The following is a 23,502-nucleotide window of genomic DNA, read 5'->3' on the forward strand; positions in this document are numbered from 1 at the left end:
GCAAGCGTACGGCAGACCGGCCAGACGGTCGGTAATGTGCTCGCGAAGTGTTCACCGCCGCCTCCGGGGGTGTTCACCCGCGCGCCACCGGCGGGCGCGACGCTTGAAGCGTGAAGATCGCTGTGATTGCAGAATCGTTCCTTCCACACATGAATGGCGTGACCAACTCCGTGCTGCAGCTGCTGAGGCACCTGCGCCGCGAGGGTCACGAGGCCGTCGTCGTGGCCCCCGCGACGAGCTGGGCCGGCCCCGCCTGGGCAGCCGAGCAGGCGCCCGCCGTCGTCGAGGGCTTCGAAGTGCACGCGCTGCCGGCGCTGCCGCTCTCCGGCTACCCGAACGTGCGGGTCGCCGCGGGCACCGTGAGCCGGGTGCGCCGCCTGCTCGAGCGGGTCTCTCCCGACGTCGTGCACGTCGCCAGCCCATTCGTGCTGGGCTGGCGGGCCATCCAGGCCGCGAACCAGCTGGGGCTGCCGACGGTCTCGGTCTTTCAGACGGAGATCCCCGCCTACGCCCAGCGCTACGGCGCCCCATGGCTCGAACAGCTGCTCTGGAACCACGTGCGCACAATGCACGCGGCCTCGACGATCAACCTGACGCCGAGCAGCTACTCGATGGCCCAGCTGGCCAGCGCGGGGGTCCCCCGGCTGCGGATGTGGCGCCGCGGGGTGGACACGGAGCGCTTCGCCCCGGCGCGGCGTTCGGGCGAGCTACGCCGCCGCCTGGCGCCGAACGGCGAGCGCCTCATCGGGTTCGTCGGGCGCCTCGCCGCGGAGAAGCAGGTGGAGGACCTCGCGGTACTGGCCGACCTGCCGGACACGCGCCTCGTGATCGTCGGCTCGGGACCGCTCAAGGCGCAGCTCCAGGAGTTGCTGCCGGGCGCGTACTTCGCCGGGTTCCTCGGGGGCGACGAGCTGGGCGAGATGGTCGCGAGTCTGGACATCTTCGTCCACCCGGGCGAGTCCGAGACCTTCTGCCAGACGATCCAGGAGGCCATGGCCTGCGCGGTGCCGGTCGTCGCCGTCGGCCGCGGCGGACCGCTCGACCTCGTCGACAACTCCCGCACCGGCTGGCTATACGCGCCTGGGAGGCTCGCCGACCTGCGCGGCCACGTCACGGACCTCGCGTACGACGACGCCAAGCGCCAGGCGTTCGCGTCGGCAGCCTGGGCCTCGGTCCAGGGCCGGACGTGGCCCGTACTGTGCGACGAGCTGCTCGGGCACTACCGGTCCGCGATCGCGACGGCGGGCGCCCGCGTCTAGCGGGCATGGCAGTCCACCTCTGCGACTACCGGCCGCCTAGTAGCTGGCCGGCCCCGTGCCGGAGTCGTCGCCGATGTACTTCGCGGCGAGGGCTTCGGAGCCGCGGGCCAGGATCGCGACGTCGGCCCCCACGTTCACAAAGTCGGCACCGGAGGCGATGTACTCACGCGCCTGCGACTCGACGAACGCGTTGACTCCCACGATCTTGCCCGCCGCCTTGACGTCGGCGATGGTCCGCTTGACCGCCGCGACGACGTCGGGGTGGTCCTGCTGGCCGAGCAGGTCCATCGTCGCGGCGAGGTCGGACGGACCGATGAAGACGCCGTCGATCCCGTCCACCGCGGCGATCTGGGCCGCGTTGGCCACGGCCTCGGCTGACTCGATCTGCACGAGCAGCGTGATGAACTCGTCGGCGCGCGCCAGATAGTCCGGCACGCGGTTCCAACGGGCCGAGCGGGCCAGCGCGGAGCCGACCCCGCGCACGCCGGCGGGCGCATAGCGGACGGCCGAGACGGCGGCCGCGGCGTCGTCGGCCGTGTTGACCATGGGCACGATCAGGGACTGGGCACCCAGATCGAGGAACTGCTTGATGAGCACGGGGTCGTTGAACGGGACGCGGACCACCGAGACGCAGTCGTAGCCGGCGACCGCGCGCAGCTGAGCCAGGACGGATTCGAGATTGACGGGGCCGTGCTCGGCGTCGATGAGCACGTAGTCGAGACCGGACCCTGCGCAGATCTCGGCCGCTCCGGCGTCGCCGGAGCACACGAACATCCCGGCGACGGGACGGCCGGTGGAAGGTTCACCGGCGAACAGATCCTTGAAGGACTTCGGCGGCTCTAGACGAAACGACATGCCACCGTCCCCAGCTGGCCGTAGTCGGCGAGCACGGTGTCGCCCTCGTGCACCCACATGGGTCGCGTGAAGGAACCGGCCAGAATGATCTCGCCGGCCTTGAGCCCGTCGCCGTGCGGGGCGATCTTGTTGGCGAGCCAGTGCACACCGGAGGCCGGGTGGTTGAGCACCCCGGCGCCGACGCCCGTCTCCTCGACAATCTGGTTCTTGAACAGGATCGCGGAGACCCAGCGCAGGTCGACGTCGTTCGGCCGCACCGGGTTGCCGCCGATGACCATGGAGCCCATGGCCGCGTTGTCGGAGATGGTGTCGACGATCGTGCGCCCCTCCATCTCGATCCTGGAATCGAGGATCTCGAGGGCAGGCACCACGTAGTCGGTCGCATCGAAGACGTCGAAGATCGTGGCGTTCGGGCCGGTGATGTCGCGGCCGAGTTTGAACGCGAGCTCGACCTCGACGCGCGGGTGCGTGTAGTCGGCCCATGTGATCTCGACGCCGGTCTCGTGGATCATGTCGTCGAAGATGATGCCGTAGTCGGGCTCGGTGATGCCCGTGGCCATCTGCATGGCGCGGGAGGTCAGGCCGATCTTGCGGCCCGCGAGCCGGCGACCGTCCTCCTCGCTGCGCTTCCGCCACAGGTTCTGCACGCGGTAGGAGTCCTCGATGGTCATCTCCGGATAGCGGGCTGTGAGTCGCTTGACCGGTGTCCGGTTCTTCCCGGCCGCGACGAGTTCGTCCGCGATCTCGGTAATGGTCTCGTCACTGAGCATGCATGCGCCTTCCGCCACGTCGCGAATCCGCCGGGGTCCGGCGGGCTGTCACAGTCGCGGCCCGCCCCTGGGGGCCGGCCGCTCCGATGTGACCATGCTAACGCGCGACGACGACGGCGGCCCGCCGCCGGGGGTTCTCCGCCGTCCGCTGCGCGCAGCGTCAACGCGCGGTCGCCCCGCGTCAAGGACCGGGAGCGAGACCTGTCAGGTCCAGCGATCCCGCGGCATCCGGCGTCGGGGCCTCAGACTCGAACGCGGTTGCCGTTGATGCTCGCGAGCAGATCCTCGAACGGCATCGACGTCATGCCCGCAGCTTCGGCGCTGTTCGCGCCGACGTTCGCCCCGGGCACCGCGCCTGCCGGGCCTCCGGTCGCACCGGCGGTGAGCGCGAGCCCCAGCTCGCGCCCGGCGCGACGGGTGCGGGAGGTGAGTGCGTCGCCGTCGTTCCCGGATTCACCCTCCCCGCCCCAGTCGCCGGGGGCGGCGAAGACGCCGGTGGGCATCACGTCGGCCTTGAGATAGGCGAAGACGGGCCGCAGGGCGTAGTCGATCACGAGCGAGTGCCGGGCCGAGCCGCCCGTGGCGGCCAGGACGACGGGCATGCCGGCCAGAGCGCTCGGATCGAGCACGTCCAGGAAGGACTTGAAGAGCCCGGAGACGGACGCGGTGAAGACGGGGCTCACGGCGACGAGCGCGTCGGCGTCGGTCACCACGTCGATCGCGGCTTGGAGGCGCGGGCTCGCGTAGCGCGAAACCATGGCGTTGGCGATGTCGCCGGCGTATTCGCGCAGTTCGACGACGTCGACGCGCGCGTTCCCGCCGAGTGCTTCGACCGACTGCGCGGCGGCCTCGGCGATCCGGTCGCCGAGCATGCGGCTCGTCGAGGGGACCCCCAGCCCGCCCGAGACCACGACGATGTTCCTGATGGCGGCTGCGTTGGTGTTGGCGGCTGCGCTGCTGGCTCCCATGGCCGACTCCTCTCTTGGCGGCCGGGGCCGCCGTCGATTTATGCGTTTGCATATAAAACCGCGGAGGCGGATCGGATATTCCCGGGGCAGTGCACGCCCCGCTAGGAGCGGGGGCGCAGCATCATCGGCAGGACGAGCAGCATGAAGAGGCCGGCAAGCAGCACGCCGCCGCCGATCCAGAGGGCGGCCGTGCGATGCAGCGCCACATCGACGACGAAGAACACGGCGAGGCTGATGACGAGCCCGACCGCCAGGGTCGAAATCCGCACCACGCGATGCCCGTAGCGGACGGTGCGCTGCTTGACCCGGCGCTGAAAGAACCGACGATGGATGGCCACCGGCACCATGAGCAGCCCGGTCACGAGCGCGGCCGAGACCAGCAGCACGACGTAGACGACGACCTGGAAGTCGCTCAGGTCGCCGAAGGCCGAATGGAACGGGAGCGTCATGAGGAATGCGGTCATGATCTGCGTTCCCATCTGCATGACGCGCAGCTCCTGGAGCAGCTCGATCCAGTTCCTGTCGAACCGCTCGGCATCGCTCTCGTCCCGCTCGTAACTCCCGCTCGCGCCGAATTCGCGGCGGGATTTCGGTCCCGTCATACGGCGAACTTTAGTCCTCGAATCCGCGAAGGTGAACAGAGGCTGACTAGAATCTGGGAATCCTCCCAGCCCACTAGCCACTCACGGCCTGCGGCGCTAGCGTGGCGGTTGTCAGCATTTGTCACGCATCAGGAGGGTACAGATGGCAGAAACCAACGACTCCCGCTTCACCGTCCCGGGCCTTTCGCTCGAGGACGGGCATCGCGTCGGCGCCGCCCTGCAGGAGCGGCTGCACACCCTCAACGACCTGCAGCTCACCCTCAAGCACGCCCACTGGAACGTCGTCGGGCGCGGATTCATCTCGGTGCACGAGATGCTCGACCCGCAGATCGAGCTCGTCCGCGGCTTCGTCGACGAGATCGCCGAGCGCATGGCGACCCTGGGCGTCCCGCCGAACGGGCTGCCGGGCGCCCTTGTCGCCACGCGTGAATGGGATGACTACGACGTCGGACGCGGCAGTACACAGGAGCACCTCGCCGCGTTGGACCACGTCTATAACGGAGTCATCTCCTCGCAGCGCGACGTTATTGGCGTCGTCGCGGAGATCGACCCGATCACCGAGGACATGCTGATCGCCCAGACCGGCAAGCTCGAGCTCTTCCAGTGGTTCATGCGCAGCCACCTCGAGAACGACGCCGGCGAACTCAGCGACTGACCACAAGACCACCCGGAAAACCACCAACAGGAGGAAGACATGTCGTTCTCAGACAAGATCTCGAACAAGGCCCAGGAGCTCTCCGGCAAGGCCAAGGAGTCCGCCGGCGACGCCACCAACGACGACGAGCTGAAGGCCGAAGGCCTCAAGGACCAGGCGGAGGCCGGCCTGAAGCAGGCGGGCGAGAAGATCTCCGACGCCGCCAAGTCGGCAACCGAGCACTTCAAGAAGTAATCCCGCAGTTCCGTCCGTCAGCGCCCCGCCACCGGCGGGGCGCTGACGTGCGTCTATCTGCGAATTCAGGCCTCGCCGCCACGGCGCCGAGGGGACATAATGAACCCATGGCCACTCCGATGTCCGAGGAACGCCTCGACGAGTTCAGGCGGCTGCGGCGCGCACGGGATCGGATGGACCGGGACTTCGCGCAACCCCTCGATGTGCCAGCGCTCGCCAGAACGGCGTTCATGTCCCCGGCCCACTTCAGCCGCCGCTTCCGCGAGGCCTACGGCGAGACCCCCTACTCGTATCTGATGACCCGACGCATCGAGCGCGCCAAGGCACTGCTCCGCCGCGGCGACATGTCCGTCACGGACGTGTGCTTCGCCGTCGGCGCGATGAGCCTCGGCTCGTTCTCCTCGAAATTCACCCAGCTCGTCGGAGAATCCCCCAGCGCCTACCGGGACCGGGACCATACCGCTATGCAGGACCTGCGGGTCTGCCAGGTCATGGCGATCTCGCGTCCGCGGAAGCCTGCCTCCCCCGCATAGGCGTGTGGGACCGAACCGCCCGGCCTGCTTCGCAGCCCGGCGCGCAGCCCAAATTGCAAAGTCGTGTCGATCTACTGTGGGTTCATGAGTGACGAACCGCGAATCCATACCAATCCGCCGCTGACGATCCTCGGCCGCCACATCCGCACTGACGGCAAACGAGCAGCTGAAGACATCCCAGCCCTGTGGCGAGAGGTCATCGACTCGGACCTGATGGCCAGCATTCCCGGACGTATATCCGCGGACGTCTACGCGGTTTACACGAATCTCGAAAACTCCGGCATCAACAACGAAGGTTGGTTTTCCTTCGTCATCGGAGTCTCGGTGGATCCTGGTTCACCAGCCCCGCCCGGATGGGGACTATTCTCGATTCCATCGTCGCGACGTGCCGCATTCGACGCACCAGAAAACGACAGCACTCGAATCGTCGAGGCCTGGCAACAGGCTTGGGCCTTCGACGACTCGGCGAAAACGTTCATCTGCGAATACGAGGTGTACACGGAAGACGGCGAAGCCAGCGTCAACCTCGGGCTCAGAGAGCCCCGCAATGGAGAAGGGAGCTGTCACTAGCGCCATGCAGAGAAGCGGATGGATTGACTACGAAGAGCGGTTCGACGCCGTCGTCACCCACGTCGCCGAACACTTGGACGAGCCACTCGATCTCATCCGTCTGGCGGAGGTAGCGGGCCTTTCCCCCAAACACTGGCACCGCGTCTTCACGGCAGCCTACGGGGAGACGCTCGCCTCATTCGTCAAGCGCCTGCGTCTGCAACGCGCCGCCTTCGCACTGGCGAATACGGACGCCCCAATTGCCGAGGTCGCCCAAACGTGCGGATACCCTAACGTCGCCTCGTTCACCCGGGTCTTCACATCCGCTTTCGGGATGCCTCCGGCTCGCTATCGGAAGATTGGCTCGCATGCGCCGTTCAGACGAGCCAGCATGAACCTTGACCCCCATGCATTCTCCGTAGACGTCCGGCACACCCCGGAAATCGAGTGTTTCGCCGTCGCTCATCGCGGCCCCTACATTCGCATCGACGAAGCGTTTCGCGATCTCGAAGCCTGGTACGCGGCGCACGGGATGGCGGTTGAAGACCAAGAGCTCTTCGGTGTCTTCTTCAGCGATCCGAGTCGAACACCGGAAAAGGACCTGCGGTCACTGGCCTGCTACCGGCGCCCACCGGAATTCGTGGGGCCACCGAATCCCCTCTCTCCGGGAGCCGCCGATCTCCAACCATTCACGTTGGGCGGCGGAATTTACGCCGTTCTCCCCCACCACGGCACCTACGCCGATATGCCGGCGAAATACGACTGGCTCTTCGGCTGCTGGGTCCCTCACAGTGGATATGCTCTGGCTGATCGACCCGTGATCGAGCGCTACGTCGATCTGCCGCGCGATACGGCCCCCGATGACCTCCAGACAGAAATGTGGTTGCCACTGGAGGTGCCCGCACGTGCCAGAAAAGAACAGTAGGACAGCCGCGCCTCCGATGGATGAGGACATTCGCGCGATCTTCGACTCCTACTCGGAAGCTCCCCGCGCTGTGCTGCTGGAGTTGAGATCCCTCATCTTCGCCACGGCGGCGACCTTCGAGGATGGTGATCGCCTGACCGAGACGGTGAAGTGGGGGCAGCCGAGTTACGCAGCCCTCAGGCCCGGCAAGGGCACAGCCGTACGTTTGGGCACGCCCAGCGAATCCGAAATCGCCGTCTTGGTTCACTGCGGGACCTCCCTGATCAGCACATTTCGCCGTCTGTATCCGGAACTCCAGTACTCGAAGAACCGTGCCATCCTGCTTCACGTCGACCAGCCCCTGCCACGTGAACCACTGAAACGGTTCGTTGAGATGGCGCTCGCTTATCCCTCTTCCCGACGCTGAACTCGACGCCGCGGAAACCGAGCAGTTCTGGAGAAGCGCCCACGCGGTAGGCCCCGTAGCGTTCAGAACATGAACATTTCATTGAGTCAGGTCCATGTATACGCAGACGACGCCGACGCCGCCCTCGCCTTCTACCGAGACGCGCTGGGACTGAACATCGGGTTCGAGGTGGAGAACGACGGCTTCCGCTACATCACCCTCGTCTCCGCGGCTCAGCCCGACGTCAAGCTGGTCCTCTTTCACCCGCGGGCCGGCCGGTCGCAGGAGAGTGGAGACGCGATCGCCGCGCTCCTGGCCAAGGGTGAGCTCGGAAGCATCCACCTTCGATCCGACGACCTCGCGGAGACCTTCACTCGCATTGCCGAGACGCCAGGCGCTGAAATCGTGCAGGAACCTGCCGATCAGCCCTGGGGCGTGCGCGACGGCGCCGTTCGCGACCCCGCCGGCAACCTCGTCCGCATCGAACAGGGCTGATCCCCCGCCACGCCAAGGGCCGCCTCCCACGCATCGACAACGTGGGGGACGGCCCTTGTTTCTGCGGGAGGGGGCGAGGTAGGGCTTACGGGGACGCCTTGCCGCCGTTCACGTTGAGGGTCTCGCCCAGGACGTAGCTGGCGTCCTCGCTCGCGAGGAAGACGTAGGCCGCCGCCAGCTCGGCCGGCTGCCCGGCCCGCCCGAGCGGGACGTCGTGGCCGAAGGTCGGCAAGCGCTCCTTCGGCTGCCCGTCCGAGACCTGGAGCGGCGTCCAGATCGGCCCCGGTGCGACCGCGTTCACGCGGATGCCGCGCGGGCCGAGCTGCTCGGCCAGCCCCTTCGTGAAGGCGTTGATGGCCGCCTTGGTCGTCGCATAGTCGAGCAGGTGAGCCGAGGGCTCGTAGGCCTGGATCGACGTCGTGTTGATGATGGCCCCGCCGGCCGGAAGGTGCTTCAGCGCGGCGCGCGAGAGCGTGAACATCGCCATGATGTTGACCTGGAAGGTCTGCTCGACCTGGTCGTCGTCGAGGTCCTCCAACTGCTCGGCGAAGATCTGCTTGCCTGCGTTGTTGACGAGGATGTCGAGTCCCCCGAGGGCCTCGACCGCATCGTCCACGAGCCGGCCCCGGTAGTCGAGATCCAGCAGGTCGCCCGGGAGTCCGACCCCGGTGCGACCCGCAGCGTCGATCTGCTCGAGGACGTGGCGGGCGTCCTCTTCTTCGGCCGGGAGGTAGGCGATGGCGACGTCGGCGCCTTCCCGGGCGTAGGCGATGGCGACCGCCGCGCCGATGCCTGAGTCACCGCCCGTGATCAGGGCCTTTCGTCCCGCCAGCCGGCCCGAACCTTGGTAGCTTTTCTCGCCGAGGTCAGCCCGCGGCTCGAGCTTCGCGTCGAGCCCGGGTTCCGGCTGGTCCTGCTGGGGAGGGGAGAGCTTCGGGTACTTGGTGACGGGGTTGTTGAGGTCGGTCGTCGTCTCATCCGGCATCGAATCGCTCCTCTTCGTCGTTGGGTCCTTCGGCACCGCGCGCTGTTTCTTCGCCGGAACCGTCGGGCAGTTCGTCCGGGTCCGGTCGCGGGGTGTCCGGGATGGGCGGCGGCAGCAGCAGGTCGCCGTCGATCGGGTCCAGTGCGTCTCGCAGCGGATCCTCCTCGTCGAGCGTGGAGGGCTCGTCCTGGGATCCGCCGGTTCCCGGCTGGGAGTCGCGTCCGTCGAGCGGCGGTGCGCCGGGCTCGTCGTCGTCCGGTTCGATGTAAGGATCTGTGCTCATCATGCTTCCTCCGTCGGTTGAGGTTCGGCGTGTGTGGCGACAGCGCTACGAGTTGCGGAGCGCGTCGATGAGATCGTCCTTGCGCATGTCCGAGTAGCCGGTCACGCCGATTTCGCGGGCGCGATCCTTGAGCTCCTCGACCGTCCAGTCCTCGTAGCTTCCCGACTCTCCTCCACGTTCCCCCACGGCGGATCGGCCGTCGCGGGCGGCCGCGTTGGCGATGCGTGCGGCCTTCTGCTTGGAGGCACCGTCGTCGCGGAGCTCCTCGTAGAGTTCGTCGTCCTTGATCTGCGGGGTATCGTCCCGCTCTTCCTTCGGCATGTCCCACCTCCGGATCTCGTCGGTAGGCCCAGAGTAGGCAGGCCTCCGGTTCCCTCGTCAATGGGACGGCGAACGTTTTCAGGGACTCGACCGCGCGCTTTCAGTATCAACACAGGCGGCTTCAACTGCGGCGGAAAGCGCACGTACGCCGCCCGGCGTCCGGGCATAAGCTGGCACCAGCAAACTGGCCAGAGGAGGACGAGATGGGACAGACGGAACTCGACGAGGTCATGGCTGAACTAGCCGGACACGCGGACCCGAAGATGCGGGAGGCGAACGAGAAGCGCGGCGACGACCACGGGGTCAATCTGACGAAGCTGCGGGCCGTCGCCAAGCGCCTGAAAAAGCAGCAGCCGCTCGCGACCGAACTGTGGGCCACCGACGACACCGCGGCCCGCCTGCTGGCGCTGCTGATCTGCCGCCCCAAGGAGTTCACCCGCGACGAGCTGGACACCATGCTGCGCGCGGCGCGGGCGCCCAAGGTCCACGACTGGCTCGTGAACTACGTGGTCAAGAAGAGCACGCACGCCGAGGAGCTGCGCACGGCCTGGACGGACGACGCGGACCCGGTGGTCGCGAGCGCCGGCTGGGCACTCACCGCGGAGCGCGTCGCGAAGGACCCCGACGGACTCGACCTTTCCGGCCTGCTGGACACCATCGAGTCGGAGATGCGCGAGGCACCCGCCCGCCTGCAGTGGGCCATGAACACCTGCCTAGCCCAGATCGGCATCGAGCACGAGCGGCAGCGGGCCCGCGCGCTGGACATCGGGGAGCGCCTCGGCGTCCTCAAGGACTATCCGACGCCGCCGGGCTGCACGTCGCCGTTCGCCCCGGCGTGGATCAACGAAATCGTCCGGCGCCGCGAACAGGACTGACGCCCGCCCCGCGGTGCCGTCGATCACGAAATTCGCGCCCTCAAACATCAAACGTCTAATGTTTAGGCATGACTTCTGAGGCAACGCAGCAACCTCCCGGGCCGACGGCTTCCGGCAGCGCCGCAACGATCGCGGTCGAGCCGACCAGTGGCACGACCCGCCGCCCGCGGTGGCTGACGGGGCTGCTGGCGATCACCGCCGTCGTGCTGGTCGGCCTGAACCTGCGCGCCGCGATCGCCTCGGCAGCTCCCCTCTTCCATGACCTGGAGGTCATGCTGGGCTACGGGACGCTCGTGGCCGCGCTGCTGCCCACGATCCCCGTGCTGTGCTTCGCCTTCGCCGGGGCAGGGACCGCGTGGCTCGTCAAGCGCACCGGCCTCGAGTGGGCGCTCGCGCTCGCGCTGACCATGCTCACGCTCGGGCTCGCGGTGCGCGCGTTCGAATCGACGTGGCTGGTGCTCGCCGGGACGGTGCTCGGCATGTCCGGCCTGGCCGTGTGCAACGTGACGATGCCCGCGTTCATTCGCGAGTACCACCGGCACCGGACCGCGTCCATGACGGCGACCTACAGCGTGACGATGTCGGTCGGTGCGACGACGGCGGCCGCACTCAGCGTGCCGATCGCCGAACGCCTCGGCTCCCCCACACTGGGACTGGCCGCCTGGGCGGTCCCGGCGGTGCTGGCGCTCGTGCTCTTCCTCCCGCTGGCGTTCGCGGGCCGCCGCGGTGCCGGCCCGGCTCAGCCGCACGTCTCGCCGTGGCCGATGCTCGCGACCCGCAAGGGCCTGCTGTTCACGTCCCTCTTCTCGGTGCAGGCCCTGCTGGTCTACACGCTGCTGAGCTGGCTGCCGCACATGCTCATCTCCCGCGGGCTCGACGCCGCCACCGCCGGTTTCATGCTGGGGCTCGTGCAGGCGGTCAGCATCCCCACCGTCCTGCTCATGCTCTGGATGGCCTCGAAGCCGCGCCTGCTGCGCTCGGCATTCCTCATCACCTGCACGTGCTCCGTCGCGGGCTTCACGACCCTGCTCGTGCTGCCCGTCGAGTACTCGGTTGTCCCGGCGATCCTGACCGGGCTGGGCCTCGGTCTGTTCCCGCTGCTCATGCTCATGATCAGCCGCAGCGGCGAGAGCGCCAGCGAGACGACGGCGCTCTCCACGCTCGCCCAGTCCGTGGGCTACTTCATCGCGGCCGCCGGACCGTTCGGCCTCGGCCTGCTGCAGGGCGCGCTCGGGTCCTGGACGATCCCGTTGATCATCCTGGTGACGCTCACTCTGGTGCAGTTCGTGCTCGGCTACCGGATCAGCAACTACGGGCGCTCACGTCCTGCGACCGCCCCGATCCCTCTGGTCGCTGTCGTCGAGGAGAGCAAATGAGCACATCCTCGCTACGCCCGCCGCTGGCCGGCGAGGTCGTTTCCCGCCTGCGCGACGCCGTCGCCTCCGGGCGCTGGACGGTCGGCGAACGCATCCCTCCGGAGCACGAACTCGTCACCGAGTTCGGAGTCTCCCGCGGCACCCTGCGCGAGGCGGTGAAGGCGCTGGCCCACACGGGCGTGCTCGAGGTGCTGCGCGGGGACGGGACGTACGTCCGGGCCACGAGCGAGATCAGCGGCACGGCGCAGCGGGTCTACCGCGAGCATTCGGACGAGGACGTGCTGCAGGCGCGCTTCGCGCTCGACACCCAGACGGCGCGGCTCGCCGCCCGCGCGGCGGATGCCGCCGTCGTCTCGGAGCTGCGCTCCCTGCTGCAGCAGCGGTGCGCGGCATGGGCCGCCCGGGACTTCGAAGCGTGGTCGGCCGCTGACTGGGCGTTCCACCTGCGGGTCGCGGAGGCGTCCGGGAACCTGCTGCTGTTCGAGCTCTACGACAGCTTCGGGGATGTCTTCCACGGGACCAAGATGGTCCAGCGGCTCGAGGACGGCTTCGACGGCTGCCTGACCGCCGGCCACGACGACCTCGTCGACGCGATCGCCGCGGGAGACGCCGACGCCGCCGTGCGCACGGTCATCGCCAATCTGGACTACTGCATGGGTTGGGTGCCGGCCCGCTAGGTCGGCCGGAAGCTAGGCTGCGGCGCCGCGATCGGCGAACTCCGGCGGCCAGACGACGGCGAAGCGCTCGAGCACGAGTTCCTGGCCGGGCTGCAGCGTGTCTTCGGGCCGCCAGTCGTGTCCGGCGGCGGCGCGCGTGCGGCGCCAGAACTTCTCGTGCTCGCGGCGCCAGGATTCGAGGCTGCGATCGTCCTCGCCCTCGTCATGTGCGAAGGCCGCATCGACGTCGTCGAAAGCCGCGAGCATCAGTTCGGTGGTCCGCACGATGATCGCCGGCTCACCGGACCCGTCGCACACGACCCAGTGGCCCCCGATTTCAGGGCGGGGTTCACCCTCCTCGACGTATTCGACGAGCAGAGACGAGGTCGCCCGCTTCGCGCCGTGGGTGACTGCGTGCAGGAGCGCGTCCGCGAGCGCAGGTGAGTCGCCGAAGCACTCGGCGATGTAGTCGCTCGACTCTTCCGGCACGACGGCGGTCGCCGCCACGTACTCGTTCCACATGGCGCGCGCCGCACCCTGATCAACGGGCGGCAGACGGTCCGAATCGGCCGGCGTCGCGGCCGAGCCCGGGCGCTCGAGAGAGGACTGGCTCGCCTGGAATTCTTCGCTCATACGGCCACTCTAGGCCCTGACATGCGCCGTCTGCGTGCATCCGGCACGCCGGCCCGGAAGCTCATACGGGTTCCAGCAGGCGCAGCGCGGCCTCTTTCGCGGCGGGGACGCACTCGACCGACCCCGCGATCCCGGCAGCGACCATCGCCCCCTCGGCGAGCAGGAACACCGCCCGGGCCGTGGCTTCGCCGCCGCCGGCGGCTCCGACGATTTCGCCGAGGTATCCGCGGAACCGATCCTTGTGCCGGCGGACAGCCGCAGTCACCTCAGGTGACTGCGCACCCAGCTCGCCGTAGGCGTTGACCCATGCGCACCCCCGATGTCCGGCCCCGGAGAGCCACCATCCCAGCCAGTCAAAGACCGCCCCCACGCTGGCCGCGGGTTCGACCTCGAGCTCCACCCGGGAAGAGAGGGCACCCATCCACGCGTCGTCGCGCCGGTCGAGCATCGCGACAACCAGCGCCTCCTTGCCGGGAAAGTTCCGGTAAATCTGCTTCAGGGAGACTCCGGAAGCGCCCCGCAGGTCGGCCATGGAGACCGCCTGATAGCCCTTCTCGTAGAACTCCCGCTCCGCCGCATCCAGGAGCACCTCGCGCGCCGCTTCCAGTTCCACAGACCAGTCCCTTCGCCTTGCCGGCCCACCGTTAACTCGAACGGCGTCTTGACGTAGAGAATACTCATTCTCTACGCTCGACGCTACCGGGAGAATGGTCGTTCTCCCAGCGACAGCCCCAGCCAAGAGTCAGGAGCTCCATGTCCACCCCCGCCCTTGCCACATCCCGACCCAGTGCACCGCCTCGCCCACCCTGGCAGCAGATCTTCACGTCGGTACTCGCCTCGACCGCAGCCCTCGGAACCCTGGTGGCCATGGGCCTGCTCACCGGGCACGAGCTGCTCATTCCGCCGATGGCAGCCAGCATGGCGCTCGTGGCGGGCGCCCCGAACCTGCCCTTGGCGCAGCCGCGGAACGTCGTGGGCGGACAGGTTCTCTCGGCCCTGATCGGCGTAGGCGTGGGCTGGATCAGCCACTCGCTGTGGGCGGCGGCCATCGCCGGGGCGCTGGCCCTCGGCGTCATGGCCGCGACGCGGACGGCGCATTCTCCGGCGGCCGCGACCGCAGTGATCGGCTGCCTGGCCACCACGGACCAGGCCTCTTTCGTCCTGTGCGCTGCGGCGGCCTCGCTCGTGCTCGCCGGCGCCGGCTGGTTCCGTTCGCGGGTCGGCGGCCCTCGCTACCCGACCTACTGGTGGTGATCGCAATCGGGTGACGGACAACCGAGAACCCCACCCGGCGGCCGACCGCGTGCTGGGCAGGCGGAGACGCCCGGTCGGGGCGGCGGTTAGTTGTAGGAGGCCAGGACATTGTTGAGGCGCGACGGCGTCGCCGATGCGGGTGGCTTTCCGTGGCGCGCGCGGTCCGGTCAGTGGTAATTGAAGTGCCGGTTCCAGACTCCGAGCGCGACAGTCCGTTCGTCTTCTGAGCGCCAGGTGTGGGCATAGAGCAACTCGACAGCGAGGATGTGGTGGCACCGCTCGATCGGAGTGATGCCATCTGCGGCGAACCAGGTTCTAGCGCGATCGAGGAACCCGACGCCCGTGACGGCCTTCTCGTCTTCTCAGGCTTCGGTGTAGGCGAGCCTGGAGTGGCCGTCGATCGCGAAGTGCAGGAGGAAGTGCAGGAGTACGTAGCCGGTCTTGACTCCTCGCGTATTTGTGCCCACAACCGCCTTTACCTCGGAGCTATTTTCCCGTGGACGCACCGTCCTCCGCCGTCAGGGATACGGCCGGCTTTCTTCACGTCGATATGGACCATGTGGCCGGGACGTTGGGCGATGACCGTCTGCGGCTGCCGATTCGATTCGCCGTTCGGGTCGATGAGCCGCCGTCTCCGTGCTGTTTATACCGGTTTACCCACTTCGCAGCGGTCGCACGCAAGATGCCCCTCTTGGCGGCGACGTGAGCAGTCGAGCGGGTGCGACAACACGCAATGAGCCGGTGGCGACTTCCGGCGTCAGCGGGGCGTTCTTGGGGGTCACCCGGCCGCTCCGGGATCGGAGTCTCGACGGACGGTGTCGCGGTTGTCGATGGCCCTATGGACTTCGCAGATCGCCTCAAGGATGGTCGCACCATAGGGACCTTCGGGCAAAGCAGAACTGTGCTGCTTGGCATTGATGATGTATTTGGCGGCCACTTCGAACGCGCTCAGGCGGCGTAGGTTGTCGGCAATGTTGAGATAGAGACTTGGGTAGAACCCGGCCACCTGGAGGCTGGCATGGTGTTGTTGGGCGCGATCATCGGTCAACGAATCGGCAGCATCAAGCGCGCGAATGTCCCAGATGAGCGCTTCTGCCGGCTCTTGGTGGAGGTCAGCCATATAGTGAGCGAGCGTGCACCGGTGGAGCGGATCGCCCACCGGGCCTATCTGCTGCCAGATCGCCAGCAGGTTGCGTCGGGCCGACTCTTGCTCGCCTTGACGGCCTAAAGCCGCTGCGTTTCCAATTGCTTCCATTGTCAGGTCGGATGTTGCGGCAGATTCTGTCATGAGTTCGGTTCTATTCTTGAGGTCTTTTCGGGGCATGGTTTTGTAGAACAGTTGCACCTCACGCCGTTGGGGTCGTCCGATCGGGCAGACCGGCTCGACAGGGCATGACGAGTGTGGTGAGATCGCCATCGTCGGCCGATCGGATGGTGGCTGGCTGGTAAGTCCCACGCAGATCAATCAGCACGTCGTTGCCCAGTGCATGCCTTAACGCGGGAAATAACGTTGTCAACTCGAACCACACCGTCACATCCAGACCCTTCGCTGTGCCATTGAGAGCCATATCCGTACCCGACAAAAGCAAGCTGGACCGGCCGCCCGAGATCCGCAGTCCGATCGTCGCCGGCGCGTGCTCGAGAGCCTTAAGGACCTGCCGCCTCTCGATAGTGAGGCGATGAGTCACTTCAGGTAAAGAGCCCAAAAGAAGCCTGTAGTCAGGGAAGATTTCGGTGTGCAGGCGGCAGTGGGCGACCCCATCCTCCGCGCGAAAGTAAAAACTCAGCTCGCTCACTTCTAGTGTCACCGTGGGGCTTCGGCGCAGCCAGGAGAGCGTCGCTTGGACATCTTCGCCCACCAGTGTCCCTGACCACGAAACACTAGACGCCTTGCTAGGTACTAGCGTTCTTGTAGCTAGGCGATACCGATCCGTCGTTGTCAGTGAGATTGAGCCGGGGTCGGCTTCCAAACGGATACCCGCCAAGGCCGGGGCCTCCGGGTCGTGAACAGTCGATGCCAGGACCTCGTCGATCGCCGCCGCGATGACCGGACCCGAAAGCGCACCGATCACGATGCCGGGGTCCGCTACGAGGGAGGCCTTAAGCATCTCAGCCGTCCGTTGCACTGAGGCGGCTTCTGCGCTGGCCTTCGCCATCTGCTGGTCGATGAGTAGTGCAGCTTCAGTAGTAGAAACGGTGAAAAAGCGCCCGATAGTCGACAACGGCATCCCGATCTCGCGAAGCTGACGCAATTGCGAGGCAGGCAATACTTGGGACTCACCATAGAACCGGTAACTCGTTAACGGGTCCACCAGTTCAGGTCGGAGCACGTCAGCATCGTCATAGAACCGCAAGGCGCTCGTTGTCAGTCCGACGCGTTTCGCGAACGCACCAATCGGCATCAAATCAGGATCAGTCACACGACCATCATGGAGCTTCAACCAACTCGAAGGTCAACCCGAGCTGTCACCGTCAACAACCTCCTGGCCAACAACAGCTAGTTGTCGTCCTCGTGGATCTCGTCGAAGCCGGTCTTGGCGGCCGCTTCCTTGCGGTGCTCCTCGTCCTCAGCGTGGTGCTTGAGCTCGTCGAGGTGCTCGCGTTCCAGGTCCTCGGAGCCGAAGTCGTGATCGGCGAACCGGTGGTCACCCACCTGCTTCTCGGTCTGCGTGCTCATGGCCTCTCCTTCCCGTTCCAACCTCCAGAGGCGGTCCGTCGTGCCCCGCCCCTGCTGGTACTTCGGATCGTAGACCCGCCCCGCGCCGGGCTCAAGACCTGTACCGCATCAATTCGGGACCGGTTCGGATGCCAGAATGTCCCCCATGAGCATCACGCGCATCCCCGTGTCCATCCCCGTTGCCGCCGAGACCCCGAAGGGCCTCGTCGAGACCGAGGTGAGCGGCCTCTGGGCCGAGCCCGCGGACGGCGAGCCGCGCGGCGTCGTCGTGCTGGCCCACGGCGCCGGGGCCGGCATGGCGCACCCGTTCCTGGCGGGGTTCGCCGAGGCCCTGGCCGGGCTCGGATACGCCGTGCTGCGCTTCAACTTCCCCTACATGGAGGCCGGGAAGAAGTTCCCGGACCGCCCGCCGCTGGCGGTCGGCACGTGGAACTCGGTCCTCGCGTACGCGGCGAAGGAGAAGGCCACGACGGCGTCGCGCATCGTGGCGGCCGGCAAGTCCTTCGGGGCGCGCATGGCGTCAGTGGCGGTGGCCGAGGGTATGGAGGCGGCTGCACTCGTGCACCTGGGCTACCCGTTGCACCCGCCGGGCAAGCCGGAGAAGCTGCGCGATGGGCACCTGTACGGCATCGGGATCCCGCAGCTCTTCGTCGAGGGCACGCGGGACACGTTCGCGCGCGTCGACCTGATGGAGCAGGTGGCCGCGAAGCTCGAGGACGCGCAGCCGGGGAAGGCCGCGCTGACGTGGGTCGAGGGCGGTGACCACTCGTTCAACGTCAAGGGCCTCAAACGGGAGCCGGAGGAGGCCGGCGCGTCGCTCGCGCCGCTCGTCGCGGAGTTCCTGACCGAGGCCGCCCGGACGTAGGCGTCCGGCCGGCGATCCCGGCCGAACGACACCCGCAGCCGTCAGCCGACGACGTCGGCCAGCAGCCGCCCCAGCTCCGCCGGGCGGGTCAGTTGGGGCCAGTGGCCCGTGGGCAGTTCTTTGATGCTCAGGTCCTTGATCTGGGCGAGCTCGCTCGTGAACGGCGCCCCGGCCTCCATCCAGGATCGGATCTGGGCCGCGGAGAACTCACACGCGATGACGGTGGCGGGGATCTCGAAGCGGGCGTCGTTGCGCACGGATTGCGGCTCGCTGGCGACGAGCGCCGGCTCCGGGACGGCCATGCGCCGAAACTCCTGGCGGAGCTCGTCGCTCAGGTCGGTGAGGTCGGCGTCGTCGAACACCTCCCACCCCGGCAGCGGAATGGAACAGCCGACGGCGGGGAGTTCGTCGTTGATGACTCCCCCGTCGGGCAGGGGCACGGCGTCGACGTAGATCAAGTGCGCCACGCGGCCCGGCCGAGCGTCTGCGGCCGCCTGGATGATCGCGGCGCCGCCCGAGTGCCCCACGAGCACGGCCGGCGCGTCGATCGAGTCCAGAACGTCCACGACGGCGTTGACGTGGTCGCGCAGGCCGATGCCGTGTCGGCTGGCGATCGGCGACTCCTTCCCGGGCAGAGTCATGGCGAGTGTGCGGTGGCCGGCGGCTTCAAGATCGCGCGTGACCGGGTTCCAGGAAGCGCCGTCGAGCCAGAATCCGGGGATCAAAATGACATCCATACGCAGACGCTACCGCGTCCGGGCGACCGGGAACAGTGACGGGCTCCGCGAATCGGCCGCGCTACGCTCCGACGGGCGTGACGCGCGGGATCGGACGGGTCGGGCCCTCCTGGGCGCGGCGCGACGGCGGCTGGCCCCGGCCGACGAACGACGCGATGCCGACGCCCGCGAAGGTTACGGCGGCCGCAGCGGCGAGGGCCACCTGCCCGCCGTAGGCGTCGATGAGGACGCCCGCGGCGGAACTGCCGCCGGCGATGCCAACGAGCTGCGCCGTCGTGCTCCAGCCGAAGGCCTCGGCAACGTCGGACGAGGCGACCGCCGTGGACGTCATGTGCGTGATGGCGGCGATGACCGGGGCGATGCCCGCGCCGGCGATGACGCCGGCGGCGAGGACCCACCAGAAGCCGGTCTGCATCGAGGCCAGGGCCAGGCCGACGCCGACGAGGCCGAGGCGCTTGGCGAGCGACCAGCGGGTGAGCCGGCGCTGGCCGACGAGGAACCCGGCTGCAAGCGACGAGGCGCACAGGGCCGCGAGGATCACGCCGGCCTGAACGCCGCCGTGGCCGAAGTTCGCGACGACGGCGGCCTCCATCATGGCGGTGGCCGCGGAGATGACGAACCCGACCGCGAGGACCATGAGCAGGGCGTGCGAGCGCAGGACGGAGCCGAGGCGCCCGGTGGGCTCGCCAGAGACGGCGTGCACAACCTGCGGGGCGGTCAGGAACCAAATCCCGCCGGTGACCAGCAGGGCCGCAGCAGCGAGGATGCCGAGGGCGCTGTGGATCGAGAGCGAGAGGAACGTGACGATGACCGGGCCGAAGATCCAGATGATCTCCTGGACGGAGGCGTCGAACGCGAAGAGCGCGGTGCGCTGCTTGGGGGCGACGAGCGAGGGGTAGAGCGAGCGCGCGGCCGGTTGGATGGGCGGCGTGGAGGCGCCGGCGATGAACGCGATGACCGCGTAGAGCGGCACGGACAGTCCGGGGATCGCGAGCGAGACGGTGGCGAGGGCGGCGATCGTCAGGGTGACGCCGATGACCCGGAACATGCCGAAGCGGCCGAAGATGCGGCTCGTCAGCGGTCCGGCGATGGCCTGGCCGATCGCGAGCGCGGCGAGGACGAGGCCTGCTGCGGCGTAGGAGTCGTGCTGGCGCTGCACGTGGATGAGCGCGGCGAGGGAGAGCATGCCCGCCGGGAATCGCGCGATGAGCTGCGAGACCACGATGCGGAACACACCCCGGGTACGGAAGAGATCGCGGTAGTTCGTCACCGACCCACGATATCGCAGCGTGCAACATACTGCATCATGAAGTGCATCACCATGAGCGGCGTCACAGCCTCTCGCGTCGCGCAGGCCGTCGATATACAATGGTTTATATAGAGGAGGTTCCCATCATGGCTATTACAAGCATCGACATTTCCGGCGACCTGCTCCGGCAGGCCCGGAGCCTGACCGGCGCAAGCTCCAATCGCGAGGTGGTCGACCTAGCGCTCCGACGCCTGATCGCGCACAAGTCCAAGCAGCAGATGGTTGATGCCATCAGCCAGCTGGCCGACCTCCCGTCGGGCCTTCATGCACCGACGATCAAGCCCGGGCAGCCTGACCAGCACCGAGACGCCCAGTAGAAGCATGACCGACTACCTGGTCGACAATTCAGTCTGGTCCCGAGTGGCCCAGCAAGTTCCTCGTGTTCTTGCCCGGGTCAACGCGATCGTTGCCAGCCCATCGGACGCGTTCGTCACCTGCCCACCCCAGGTACTGGAGTTCTGCCACTCCGCCCCGCCAGATCAACACGAGCGTTACGTTGATGCGATCATGCTGGGCTTTCCACTCGAGCACCATCCGAACGAACATTTCGTTCTGGGCATCCAGCAGGCGCTCTGGTCTCACGGACTGCATCGTGCAGCCGGCCCAACCGACATTCTCATCGCCTCGTATGCCATCCTCAACGAGGCCACCGTCCTCGCCTGCGATCAGGACTACAGCCACATCGCGCGCGTCGACGACAGGCTCGCTTACGAGTATTTGTCCCCTTGAACACCGAGTGAGACATCGCCGCAACGAGCGCTGATGTCGATGGGACGCCGCCTACTCCCGCAGCGGCGAGCCCGCCACCTCGAAGCGCATGCCCTCCATGCGCCCGGACAGGATCGGCCTCGCCTCGGCGATGGAGGCCTGCACCCCGGGCAGCTGTAGGGACGCGGCGTGGGCCTCTGCGCTGACCCAGAGCTCCGACACGAACACGGCCTCGGGGTCTTCGTCATTCACCCCCACCTCGTAGAGCAGGCAGCCGGCGTCGGCGAGCTCGGCGGACGGGCGGGTGAGGATCTCCACGAGGGCGTCGCGGTTTCCGGGGGTGGCCTCGAGCAGGCCGACATTTGCATAGGTCATGTCCTCAACGTAGCGGGGCGCGCCCACATCTGGAAGGCCTCCCTTGTCCGCCCCGGATAGACTGAACCCCGCCCTTGCCCACGACCGACGAGGATCACGTGACCGAGAACCAGGACATCGCCGCTCTGATCGGCCAGCGCGTGCGCTCGCTGCGCAACAAACGCGCGTGGACCCTCGACGACCTCGCGAACCGCTCCGGCGTCAGCCGTCGCACGCTGGTCACGATCGAGCAGGGGCAGGCGAACCCGTCGATCGCGGTGCTTTCCTCGATCGGAGACGCCCTGGGCGTCTCTTTCGTCGCGCTCGTGGAGACGGAGCCGCGCGAGCAGATCCGCGTGATCCGCGCGGGCGAGGGACCGCGCATCTGGCAGGGGAACGACGGCGGCTCGGCCCACCTGGCCGGGTCCCTTCCGGGCGCTAACGTGGCCGAGCTGTGGGAGTTTCGCATGGCCCCGGGCGAGGGCTATCTGGGGCAGCCGCACCCGGGCGGGACGCGCGAGCTGGTGCACGTGGCCTCGGGCGAGCTGACGCTGAGCGTGCTCGATCAGGAGTACGTGCTCACCGAGGGCGACGCAGCCACGCACCCGGCGGACGTGCCCCACGGCTACCGCAACGACGGCGACGGACCGGTGGTCTTCTCCAACCTGGTGCAATACCCGAGCCCGCAGGACACTTGACCTACCGGACCAAACTCCCGGCCGAGCAGCCGACCCGCCCCGCAGAGCAGCCGGCCTGCCCCGCGGCCCGCTACTCGAAGTAGCGGGCCATCTTCTTGGCGACCATGGTCACGACTTTGGCCGGCAGCCGCCGGGAGAGCCGGTCCATCATGACGGCGTCCTTGCCGATCAGCACGCGCGGCTTGCCGGTCTCGACAGCGCGGACGATCTCCGCGGCGGCGTCCTCGGGGCTCGTGAGCGTAGGCTCCTTGTGCTTCTTGGGTTTCTTGCCCTTCTTGACCGCAGTCACAGGCTTCACGGCCGCAGGGCGCATCTCGACGCCGGAGTTGGCCGTGATGTTCGTGGAGATCGCGCCGGGGAACACCACGGTCACGGCAAGCTTCGTCCCCTGGTGCTCGGCCCGCAGCCCCTCGGTGAACAGCTTCACGGCTGCCTTCGACGCCCCGTAGGCGCTCTGTCCCGGGAACGGAACCAGTGCGCCCATGCTGGACACGTTGACGATCGCGGCGTACGGGCGGGACTCAAGCTCCGGCAGGAACGCCTGCGAGGTGTTGACGGTGCCCCAGAAGTTCACGTTCATCACACGCTCGATGACCTCGCAGCCGAGCTCGGAGAGCGGCGTGAACTCGTGGATGATGCCGGCGACGTTGATGAGCCCGTCGACCTTTCCGTGGGCCTCCTTGACGGCGGCCGGCAGCGCGCCGACGGCCTCGCGGTCGGTGATGTCGATGGCGTGGGTGCTCAACAGTTCCCCCGCATTGGCCAGGCGGGCGGTCTCGGCCAGTGCGCCGGCGTCGAGGTCGACTGCGGCGACGCGCGAGTTCCGGCCCAGCAGCTGCAGGACGACCTCGCGGCCGATCCCGTTGCCGCCGCCCGTGACGACGAAAACGTTCTGAATGATTTCCATGGCGTGTATCTCGTCTCCCGTAGAGGTCAGGTCTGCGCCGCGGCGCTCATCTCCACACTAACCGGCGGCCCCGCTCCCCCGCCCGTGTTAGTCGGATCTATCATGGGGACATGTCGTATCCGCAGCAGCCGCCCGTCGTGATCCGGACCGAGCCCCGGGGCGCGAGCATCACCTCGCTGGTCCTCGGGCTGTGCCCCGTGGCCCTCGGGTTCACGTTTGTCGTGCCGATCGTCGGCGTGGTCATGGGCATCATCGGCCTCATGAAGGAACCAGCCGGCAAGTCGGTGGCCACGTGGGGCATCATCCTCAATGCGGTCATGATGCTGGGCTGGCTCCTGCTGCTCCTGTTCCTGCTCCCGCTCCTCGCGGTGGCGTTCTTCGGGTTGTCGTAGCCCCGGGCCAGACTTGAAAACTCTGCCTTACCGTTCCTGATGGTGTCCGAGGTGGAAGACTGGCATGAGACATCTTGCTCACACCCCAGCTCCGCCCTTCTTTGCGTACGCCCTTAGTCACCAATCTCAAACCTGAGTTGGACCGCTTGACCTGCCCCTCGGGCCCTCTAGTGCTTTTTCCTAGTCAGCGCCCCATATCCGACAGTTTTGGGGCACTAGTCTGCGGGATGTTCTGAGAGGAC

33 protein-coding genes and 1 pseudogene are annotated in these 23,502 nt (G+C 67.5%); 17 read left to right on the forward strand and 17 right to left on the reverse strand.

From position 1 onward, the window contains the following. Positions 1 to 110: 110 nt before the first annotated feature. Positions 111 to 1,259 (forward strand): glycosyltransferase family 4 protein, encoded by a 1,149-nt coding sequence (locus EV380_RS08845; protein ID WP_130450769.1) that lies wholly within the window; start codon positions 111 to 113, stop codon positions 1,257 to 1,259. Positions 1,260 to 1,295: 36 nt separating this feature from the next. On the opposite strand, the gene EV380_RS08850 is transcribed toward EV380_RS08845, so the two are convergent. The 4 genes from EV380_RS08850 to EV380_RS08865 all read right to left on the reverse strand — a co-directional run bounded on the left by EV380_RS08850 (position 1,296) and on the right by EV380_RS08865 (position 4,454). Then, on the reverse strand, positions 1,296 to 2,114 hold the full coding sequence (locus EV380_RS08850) for an HpcH/HpaI aldolase family protein (RefSeq protein ID WP_130450771.1): 819 nt from the start codon (positions 2,112 to 2,114) through the stop codon (positions 1,296 to 1,298). Beyond that, entirely contained in the window at positions 2,099 to 2,884 is a 786-nt protein-coding gene (gene hpaH, locus EV380_RS08855; RefSeq protein WP_130450773.1) for a 2-oxo-hept-4-ene-1,7-dioate hydratase, read from the reverse strand. The genes EV380_RS08850 and hpaH overlap by 16 nt, the downstream gene beginning before the upstream one ends. Before the next feature lie 242 nt (positions 2,885 to 3,126). Continuing rightward, positions 3,127 to 3,852 carry an FMN reductase gene (locus EV380_RS08860; RefSeq protein ID WP_130450775.1) on the reverse strand — a complete coding sequence of 242 codons (726 nt, stop codon included), beginning with the start codon at positions 3,850 to 3,852 and terminating at the stop codon, positions 3,127 to 3,129. A gap of 101 nt (positions 3,853 to 3,953) precedes the next feature. After that, positions 3,954 to 4,454: a DUF6328 family protein gene (locus EV380_RS08865; RefSeq protein WP_219717553.1), complete on the reverse strand. Its 501-nt coding sequence runs from the start codon at positions 4,452 to 4,454 to the stop codon at positions 3,954 to 3,956. Between the two features lie 142 nt (positions 4,455 to 4,596). On the opposite strand from EV380_RS08865, the gene EV380_RS08870 reads away from it, so the two are divergent. The 7 genes from EV380_RS08870 to EV380_RS08900 all read left to right on the forward strand — a co-directional run bounded on the left by EV380_RS08870 (position 4,597) and on the right by EV380_RS08900 (position 8,230). Then, positions 4,597 to 5,109 carry a Dps family protein gene (locus tag EV380_RS08870; protein WP_102158083.1) on the forward strand — a complete coding sequence of 171 codons (513 nt, stop codon included), beginning with the start codon at positions 4,597 to 4,599 and terminating at the stop codon, positions 5,107 to 5,109. A 39-nt stretch (positions 5,110 to 5,148) separates the two neighbouring features. Beyond that, a complete protein-coding gene (locus EV380_RS08875) occupies positions 5,149 to 5,343 on the forward strand; it encodes a CsbD family protein (RefSeq protein WP_102158082.1) in 195 nt (64 codons plus the stop codon). 107 nt (positions 5,344 to 5,450) lie between these two features. Then, positions 5,451 to 5,876 carry a helix-turn-helix transcriptional regulator gene (locus EV380_RS08880; protein ID WP_207219373.1) on the forward strand — a complete coding sequence of 142 codons (426 nt, stop codon included), beginning with the start codon at positions 5,451 to 5,453 and terminating at the stop codon, positions 5,874 to 5,876. Between the two features lie 84 nt (positions 5,877 to 5,960). Further along, positions 5,961 to 6,446 carry a GyrI-like domain-containing protein gene (locus EV380_RS08885; protein WP_130450777.1) on the forward strand — a complete coding sequence of 162 codons (486 nt, stop codon included), beginning with the start codon at positions 5,961 to 5,963 and terminating at the stop codon, positions 6,444 to 6,446. Between the two features lie 4 nt (positions 6,447 to 6,450). Then, on the forward strand, positions 6,451 to 7,350 hold the full coding sequence (locus tag EV380_RS08890) for an AraC family transcriptional regulator (protein WP_165391920.1): 900 nt from the start codon (positions 6,451 to 6,453) through the stop codon (positions 7,348 to 7,350). After that, a complete protein-coding gene (locus EV380_RS08895; RefSeq protein WP_146008952.1) occupies positions 7,331 to 7,756 on the forward strand; it encodes a DUF1801 domain-containing protein in 426 nt (141 codons plus the stop codon). The genes EV380_RS08890 and EV380_RS08895 overlap by 20 nt, the downstream gene beginning before the upstream one ends. A gap of 69 nt (positions 7,757 to 7,825) precedes the next feature. Next, entirely contained in the window at positions 7,826 to 8,230 is a 405-nt protein-coding gene (locus EV380_RS08900) for a VOC family protein (RefSeq protein WP_130450783.1), read from the forward strand. A gap of 85 nt (positions 8,231 to 8,315) precedes the next feature. On the opposite strand, the gene EV380_RS08905 is transcribed toward EV380_RS08900, so the two are convergent. Genes EV380_RS08905 through EV380_RS08915 form a run of 3 tightly spaced genes read right to left on the reverse strand, consistent with a single transcriptional unit; the run spans position 8,316 to position 9,819 of the window. Continuing rightward, positions 8,316 to 9,215: an SDR family oxidoreductase gene (locus EV380_RS08905; protein WP_130450785.1), complete on the reverse strand. Its 900-nt coding sequence runs from the start codon at positions 9,213 to 9,215 to the stop codon at positions 8,316 to 8,318. Beyond that, positions 9,205 to 9,498 (reverse strand): hypothetical protein, encoded by a 294-nt coding sequence (locus tag EV380_RS08910; RefSeq protein ID WP_130450787.1) that lies wholly within the window; start codon positions 9,496 to 9,498, stop codon positions 9,205 to 9,207. Before EV380_RS08910 ends, EV380_RS08905 begins: the two co-directional genes overlap by 11 nt. Positions 9,499 to 9,543: 45 nt before the next feature. Then, positions 9,544 to 9,819 carry a DUF7218 family protein gene (locus EV380_RS08915; protein ID WP_102158076.1) on the reverse strand — a complete coding sequence of 92 codons (276 nt, stop codon included), beginning with the start codon at positions 9,817 to 9,819 and terminating at the stop codon, positions 9,544 to 9,546. A 203-nt stretch (positions 9,820 to 10,022) separates the two neighbouring features. Here EV380_RS08915 and EV380_RS08920 point away from each other — a divergent pair, with 203 nt between their 5' ends. The 3 genes from EV380_RS08920 (at position 10,023) to EV380_RS08930 (ending at position 12,747) form a co-directional block, all read left to right on the forward strand. After that, complete coding sequence (locus EV380_RS08920) at positions 10,023 to 10,694, forward strand: DNA alkylation repair protein (RefSeq protein ID WP_130450789.1); 672 nt, start codon at positions 10,023 to 10,025, stop codon at positions 10,692 to 10,694. Between the two features lie 68 nt (positions 10,695 to 10,762). Next, positions 10,763 to 12,070: an MFS transporter gene (locus EV380_RS08925; protein ID WP_130450791.1), complete on the forward strand. Its 1,308-nt coding sequence runs from the start codon at positions 10,763 to 10,765 to the stop codon at positions 12,068 to 12,070. Continuing rightward, positions 12,067 to 12,747 (forward strand): FadR/GntR family transcriptional regulator, encoded by a 681-nt coding sequence (locus EV380_RS08930; RefSeq protein ID WP_130450793.1) that lies wholly within the window; start codon positions 12,067 to 12,069, stop codon positions 12,745 to 12,747. The genes EV380_RS08925 and EV380_RS08930 overlap by 4 nt, the downstream gene beginning before the upstream one ends. A gap of 12 nt (positions 12,748 to 12,759) precedes the next feature. On the opposite strand, the gene EV380_RS08935 is transcribed toward EV380_RS08930, so the two are convergent. After that, the gene (locus tag EV380_RS08935; RefSeq protein WP_130450795.1) at positions 12,760 to 13,359 is read right to left on the reverse strand and encodes an ASCH domain-containing protein; all 600 of its coding nucleotides are present in this window, start codon (positions 13,357 to 13,359) and stop codon (positions 12,760 to 12,762) included. A 61-nt stretch (positions 13,360 to 13,420) separates the two neighbouring features. Further along, positions 13,421 to 13,972 (reverse strand): TetR/AcrR family transcriptional regulator, encoded by a 552-nt coding sequence (locus EV380_RS08940; RefSeq protein WP_130450797.1) that lies wholly within the window; start codon positions 13,970 to 13,972, stop codon positions 13,421 to 13,423. A 140-nt stretch (positions 13,973 to 14,112) separates the two neighbouring features. Here EV380_RS08940 and EV380_RS08945 point away from each other — a divergent pair, with 140 nt between their 5' ends. After that, entirely contained in the window at positions 14,113 to 14,613 is a 501-nt protein-coding gene (locus EV380_RS08945) for an HPP family protein (RefSeq protein WP_130450799.1), read from the forward strand. A gap of 86 nt (positions 14,614 to 14,699) precedes the next feature. Here EV380_RS08945 and EV380_RS08950 read toward each other — a convergent pair. From EV380_RS08950 to EV380_RS08965, 4 genes and pseudogenes are all read right to left on the reverse strand, one after another. Beyond that, positions 14,700 to 15,395: pseudogene (locus EV380_RS08950) on the reverse strand (transposase family protein). Continuing rightward, positions 15,392 to 15,901: a hypothetical protein gene (locus tag EV380_RS08955; RefSeq protein WP_130450801.1), complete on the reverse strand. Its 510-nt coding sequence runs from the start codon at positions 15,899 to 15,901 to the stop codon at positions 15,392 to 15,394. The pseudogene EV380_RS08950 and the gene EV380_RS08955 overlap by 4 nt, the downstream one beginning before the upstream one ends. Before the next feature lie 58 nt (positions 15,902 to 15,959). After that, on the reverse strand, positions 15,960 to 17,033 hold the full coding sequence (locus EV380_RS08960) for a DNA polymerase III subunit beta family protein (RefSeq protein ID WP_130450803.1): 1,074 nt from the start codon (positions 17,031 to 17,033) through the stop codon (positions 15,960 to 15,962). Between the two features lie 77 nt (positions 17,034 to 17,110). Then, the gene (locus tag EV380_RS08965; RefSeq protein ID WP_130450805.1) at positions 17,111 to 17,290 is read right to left on the reverse strand and encodes a hypothetical protein; all 180 of its coding nucleotides are present in this window, start codon (positions 17,288 to 17,290) and stop codon (positions 17,111 to 17,113) included. Between the two features lie 145 nt (positions 17,291 to 17,435). Here EV380_RS08965 and EV380_RS08970 point away from each other — a divergent pair, with 145 nt between their 5' ends. Beyond that, a complete protein-coding gene (locus EV380_RS08970) occupies positions 17,436 to 18,155 on the forward strand; it encodes an alpha/beta hydrolase family protein (RefSeq protein WP_130450807.1) in 720 nt (239 codons plus the stop codon). Positions 18,156 to 18,196: 41 nt separating this feature from the next. Here the strand turns inward: EV380_RS08970 and EV380_RS08975 are convergent, their stop codons facing one another. Both EV380_RS08975 and EV380_RS08980 read right to left on the reverse strand, forming a co-directional pair. Next, positions 18,197 to 18,892: an alpha/beta fold hydrolase gene (locus EV380_RS08975; RefSeq protein ID WP_130450809.1), complete on the reverse strand. Its 696-nt coding sequence runs from the start codon at positions 18,890 to 18,892 to the stop codon at positions 18,197 to 18,199. A 61-nt stretch (positions 18,893 to 18,953) separates the two neighbouring features. Then, positions 18,954 to 20,162, reverse strand: a complete 1,209-nt coding sequence (locus EV380_RS08980; RefSeq protein WP_130450811.1) for an MFS transporter — start codon at positions 20,160 to 20,162, stop codon at positions 18,954 to 18,956. Between the two features lie 125 nt (positions 20,163 to 20,287). Here EV380_RS08980 and EV380_RS08985 point away from each other — a divergent pair, with 125 nt between their 5' ends. Both EV380_RS08985 and EV380_RS08990 read left to right on the forward strand, forming a co-directional pair. Further along, positions 20,288 to 20,518 (forward strand): type II toxin-antitoxin system VapB family antitoxin, encoded by a 231-nt coding sequence (locus tag EV380_RS08985; RefSeq protein WP_130450813.1) that lies wholly within the window; start codon positions 20,288 to 20,290, stop codon positions 20,516 to 20,518. A 4-nt stretch (positions 20,519 to 20,522) separates the two neighbouring features. Continuing rightward, entirely contained in the window at positions 20,523 to 20,930 is a 408-nt protein-coding gene (locus EV380_RS08990; protein WP_130450815.1) for a PIN domain-containing protein, read from the forward strand. A gap of 51 nt (positions 20,931 to 20,981) precedes the next feature. Here the strand turns inward: EV380_RS08990 and EV380_RS08995 are convergent, their stop codons facing one another. Then, on the reverse strand, positions 20,982 to 21,284 hold the full coding sequence (locus EV380_RS08995) for a putative quinol monooxygenase (RefSeq protein WP_130450817.1): 303 nt from the start codon (positions 21,282 to 21,284) through the stop codon (positions 20,982 to 20,984). Positions 21,285 to 21,382: 98 nt separating this feature from the next. Here EV380_RS08995 and EV380_RS09000 point away from each other — a divergent pair, with 98 nt between their 5' ends. After that, the gene (locus tag EV380_RS09000) at positions 21,383 to 21,961 is read left to right on the forward strand and encodes a helix-turn-helix domain-containing protein (protein ID WP_207219375.1); all 579 of its coding nucleotides are present in this window, start codon (positions 21,383 to 21,385) and stop codon (positions 21,959 to 21,961) included. A gap of 70 nt (positions 21,962 to 22,031) precedes the next feature. Here the strand turns inward: EV380_RS09000 and EV380_RS09005 are convergent, their stop codons facing one another. Next, positions 22,032 to 22,868 (reverse strand): SDR family NAD(P)-dependent oxidoreductase, encoded by an 837-nt coding sequence (locus EV380_RS09005; RefSeq protein ID WP_130450819.1) that lies wholly within the window; start codon positions 22,866 to 22,868, stop codon positions 22,032 to 22,034. 110 nt (positions 22,869 to 22,978) lie between these two features. Between EV380_RS09005 and EV380_RS09010 the strand changes: the two genes are divergently transcribed. Further along, positions 22,979 to 23,260, forward strand: a complete 282-nt coding sequence (locus EV380_RS09010) for a hypothetical protein (RefSeq protein ID WP_130450821.1) — start codon at positions 22,979 to 22,981, stop codon at positions 23,258 to 23,260. The last annotated feature ends 242 nt before the right edge of the window (positions 23,261 to 23,502 follow it).

The sequence above is a fragment of the Zhihengliuella halotolerans genome (assembly GCF_004217565.1).
GTDB classification, from domain to species: domain Bacteria; phylum Actinomycetota; class Actinomycetes; order Actinomycetales; family Micrococcaceae; genus Zhihengliuella; species Zhihengliuella halotolerans.

Excerpts from the sequence above, each read along its gene's own strand:
- EV380_RS08990 (WP_130450815.1), top strand. The coding sequence starts at position 20,523 with ATGACCGACTACCTGGTCGACAATTCAGTCTGGTCCCGAGTGGCCCAG.
- EV380_RS08965 (WP_130450805.1), bottom strand. The coding sequence starts at position 17,290 with ATGAGCACGCAGACCGAGAAGCAGGTGGGTGACCACCGGTTCGCCGAT.
- EV380_RS08910 (WP_130450787.1), bottom strand. The coding sequence starts at position 9,498 with ATGAGCACAGATCCTTACATCGAACCGGACGACGACGAGCCCGGCGCA.
- EV380_RS08955 (WP_130450801.1), bottom strand. The coding sequence starts at position 15,901 with ATGACAGAATCTGCCGCAACATCCGACCTGACAATGGAAGCAATTGGA.
- EV380_RS08975 (WP_130450809.1), bottom strand. The coding sequence starts at position 18,892 with ATGGATGTCATTTTGATCCCCGGATTCTGGCTCGACGGCGCTTCCTGG.
- EV380_RS08885 (WP_130450777.1), top strand. The coding sequence starts at position 5,961 with ATGAGTGACGAACCGCGAATCCATACCAATCCGCCGCTGACGATCCTC.
- EV380_RS08995 (WP_130450817.1), bottom strand. The coding sequence starts at position 21,284 with ATGACCTATGCAAATGTCGGCCTGCTCGAGGCCACCCCCGGAAACCGC.
- EV380_RS08945 (WP_130450799.1), top strand. The coding sequence starts at position 14,113 with ATGTCCACCCCCGCCCTTGCCACATCCCGACCCAGTGCACCGCCTCGC.
- EV380_RS08905 (WP_130450785.1), bottom strand. The coding sequence starts at position 9,215 with ATGCCGGATGAGACGACGACCGACCTCAACAACCCCGTCACCAAGTAC.
- EV380_RS08900 (WP_130450783.1), top strand. The coding sequence starts at position 7,826 with ATGAACATTTCATTGAGTCAGGTCCATGTATACGCAGACGACGCCGAC.
- EV380_RS08880 (WP_207219373.1), top strand. The coding sequence starts at position 5,451 with ATGGCCACTCCGATGTCCGAGGAACGCCTCGACGAGTTCAGGCGGCTG.
- EV380_RS08865 (WP_219717553.1), bottom strand. The coding sequence starts at position 4,454 with ATGACGGGACCGAAATCCCGCCGCGAATTCGGCGCGAGCGGGAGTTAC.
- EV380_RS09005 (WP_130450819.1), bottom strand. The coding sequence starts at position 22,868 with ATGGAAATCATTCAGAACGTTTTCGTCGTCACGGGCGGCGGCAACGGG.
- EV380_RS08860 (WP_130450775.1), bottom strand. The coding sequence starts at position 3,852 with ATGGGAGCCAGCAGCGCAGCCGCCAACACCAACGCAGCCGCCATCAGG.
- EV380_RS08875 (WP_102158082.1), top strand. The coding sequence starts at position 5,149 with ATGTCGTTCTCAGACAAGATCTCGAACAAGGCCCAGGAGCTCTCCGGC.
- EV380_RS08915 (WP_102158076.1), bottom strand. The coding sequence starts at position 9,819 with ATGCCGAAGGAAGAGCGGGACGATACCCCGCAGATCAAGGACGACGAA.
- EV380_RS08935 (WP_130450795.1), bottom strand. The coding sequence starts at position 13,359 with ATGAGCGAAGAATTCCAGGCGAGCCAGTCCTCTCTCGAGCGCCCGGGC.
- EV380_RS08970 (WP_130450807.1), top strand. The coding sequence starts at position 17,436 with ATGAGCATCACGCGCATCCCCGTGTCCATCCCCGTTGCCGCCGAGACC.
- EV380_RS08920 (WP_130450789.1), top strand. The coding sequence starts at position 10,023 with ATGGGACAGACGGAACTCGACGAGGTCATGGCTGAACTAGCCGGACAC.
- EV380_RS08850 (WP_130450771.1), bottom strand. The coding sequence starts at position 2,114 with ATGTCGTTTCGTCTAGAGCCGCCGAAGTCCTTCAAGGATCTGTTCGCC.
- EV380_RS08890 (WP_165391920.1), top strand. The coding sequence starts at position 6,451 with ATGCAGAGAAGCGGATGGATTGACTACGAAGAGCGGTTCGACGCCGTC.
- hpaH (WP_130450773.1), bottom strand. The coding sequence starts at position 2,884 with ATGCTCAGTGACGAGACCATTACCGAGATCGCGGACGAACTCGTCGCG.
- EV380_RS08925 (WP_130450791.1), top strand. The coding sequence starts at position 10,763 with ATGACTTCTGAGGCAACGCAGCAACCTCCCGGGCCGACGGCTTCCGGC.
- EV380_RS08985 (WP_130450813.1), top strand. The coding sequence starts at position 20,288 with ATGGCTATTACAAGCATCGACATTTCCGGCGACCTGCTCCGGCAGGCC.
- EV380_RS08870 (WP_102158083.1), top strand. The coding sequence starts at position 4,597 with ATGGCAGAAACCAACGACTCCCGCTTCACCGTCCCGGGCCTTTCGCTC.
- EV380_RS09010 (WP_130450821.1), top strand. The coding sequence starts at position 22,979 with ATGTCGTATCCGCAGCAGCCGCCCGTCGTGATCCGGACCGAGCCCCGG.
- EV380_RS08930 (WP_130450793.1), top strand. The coding sequence starts at position 12,067 with ATGAGCACATCCTCGCTACGCCCGCCGCTGGCCGGCGAGGTCGTTTCC.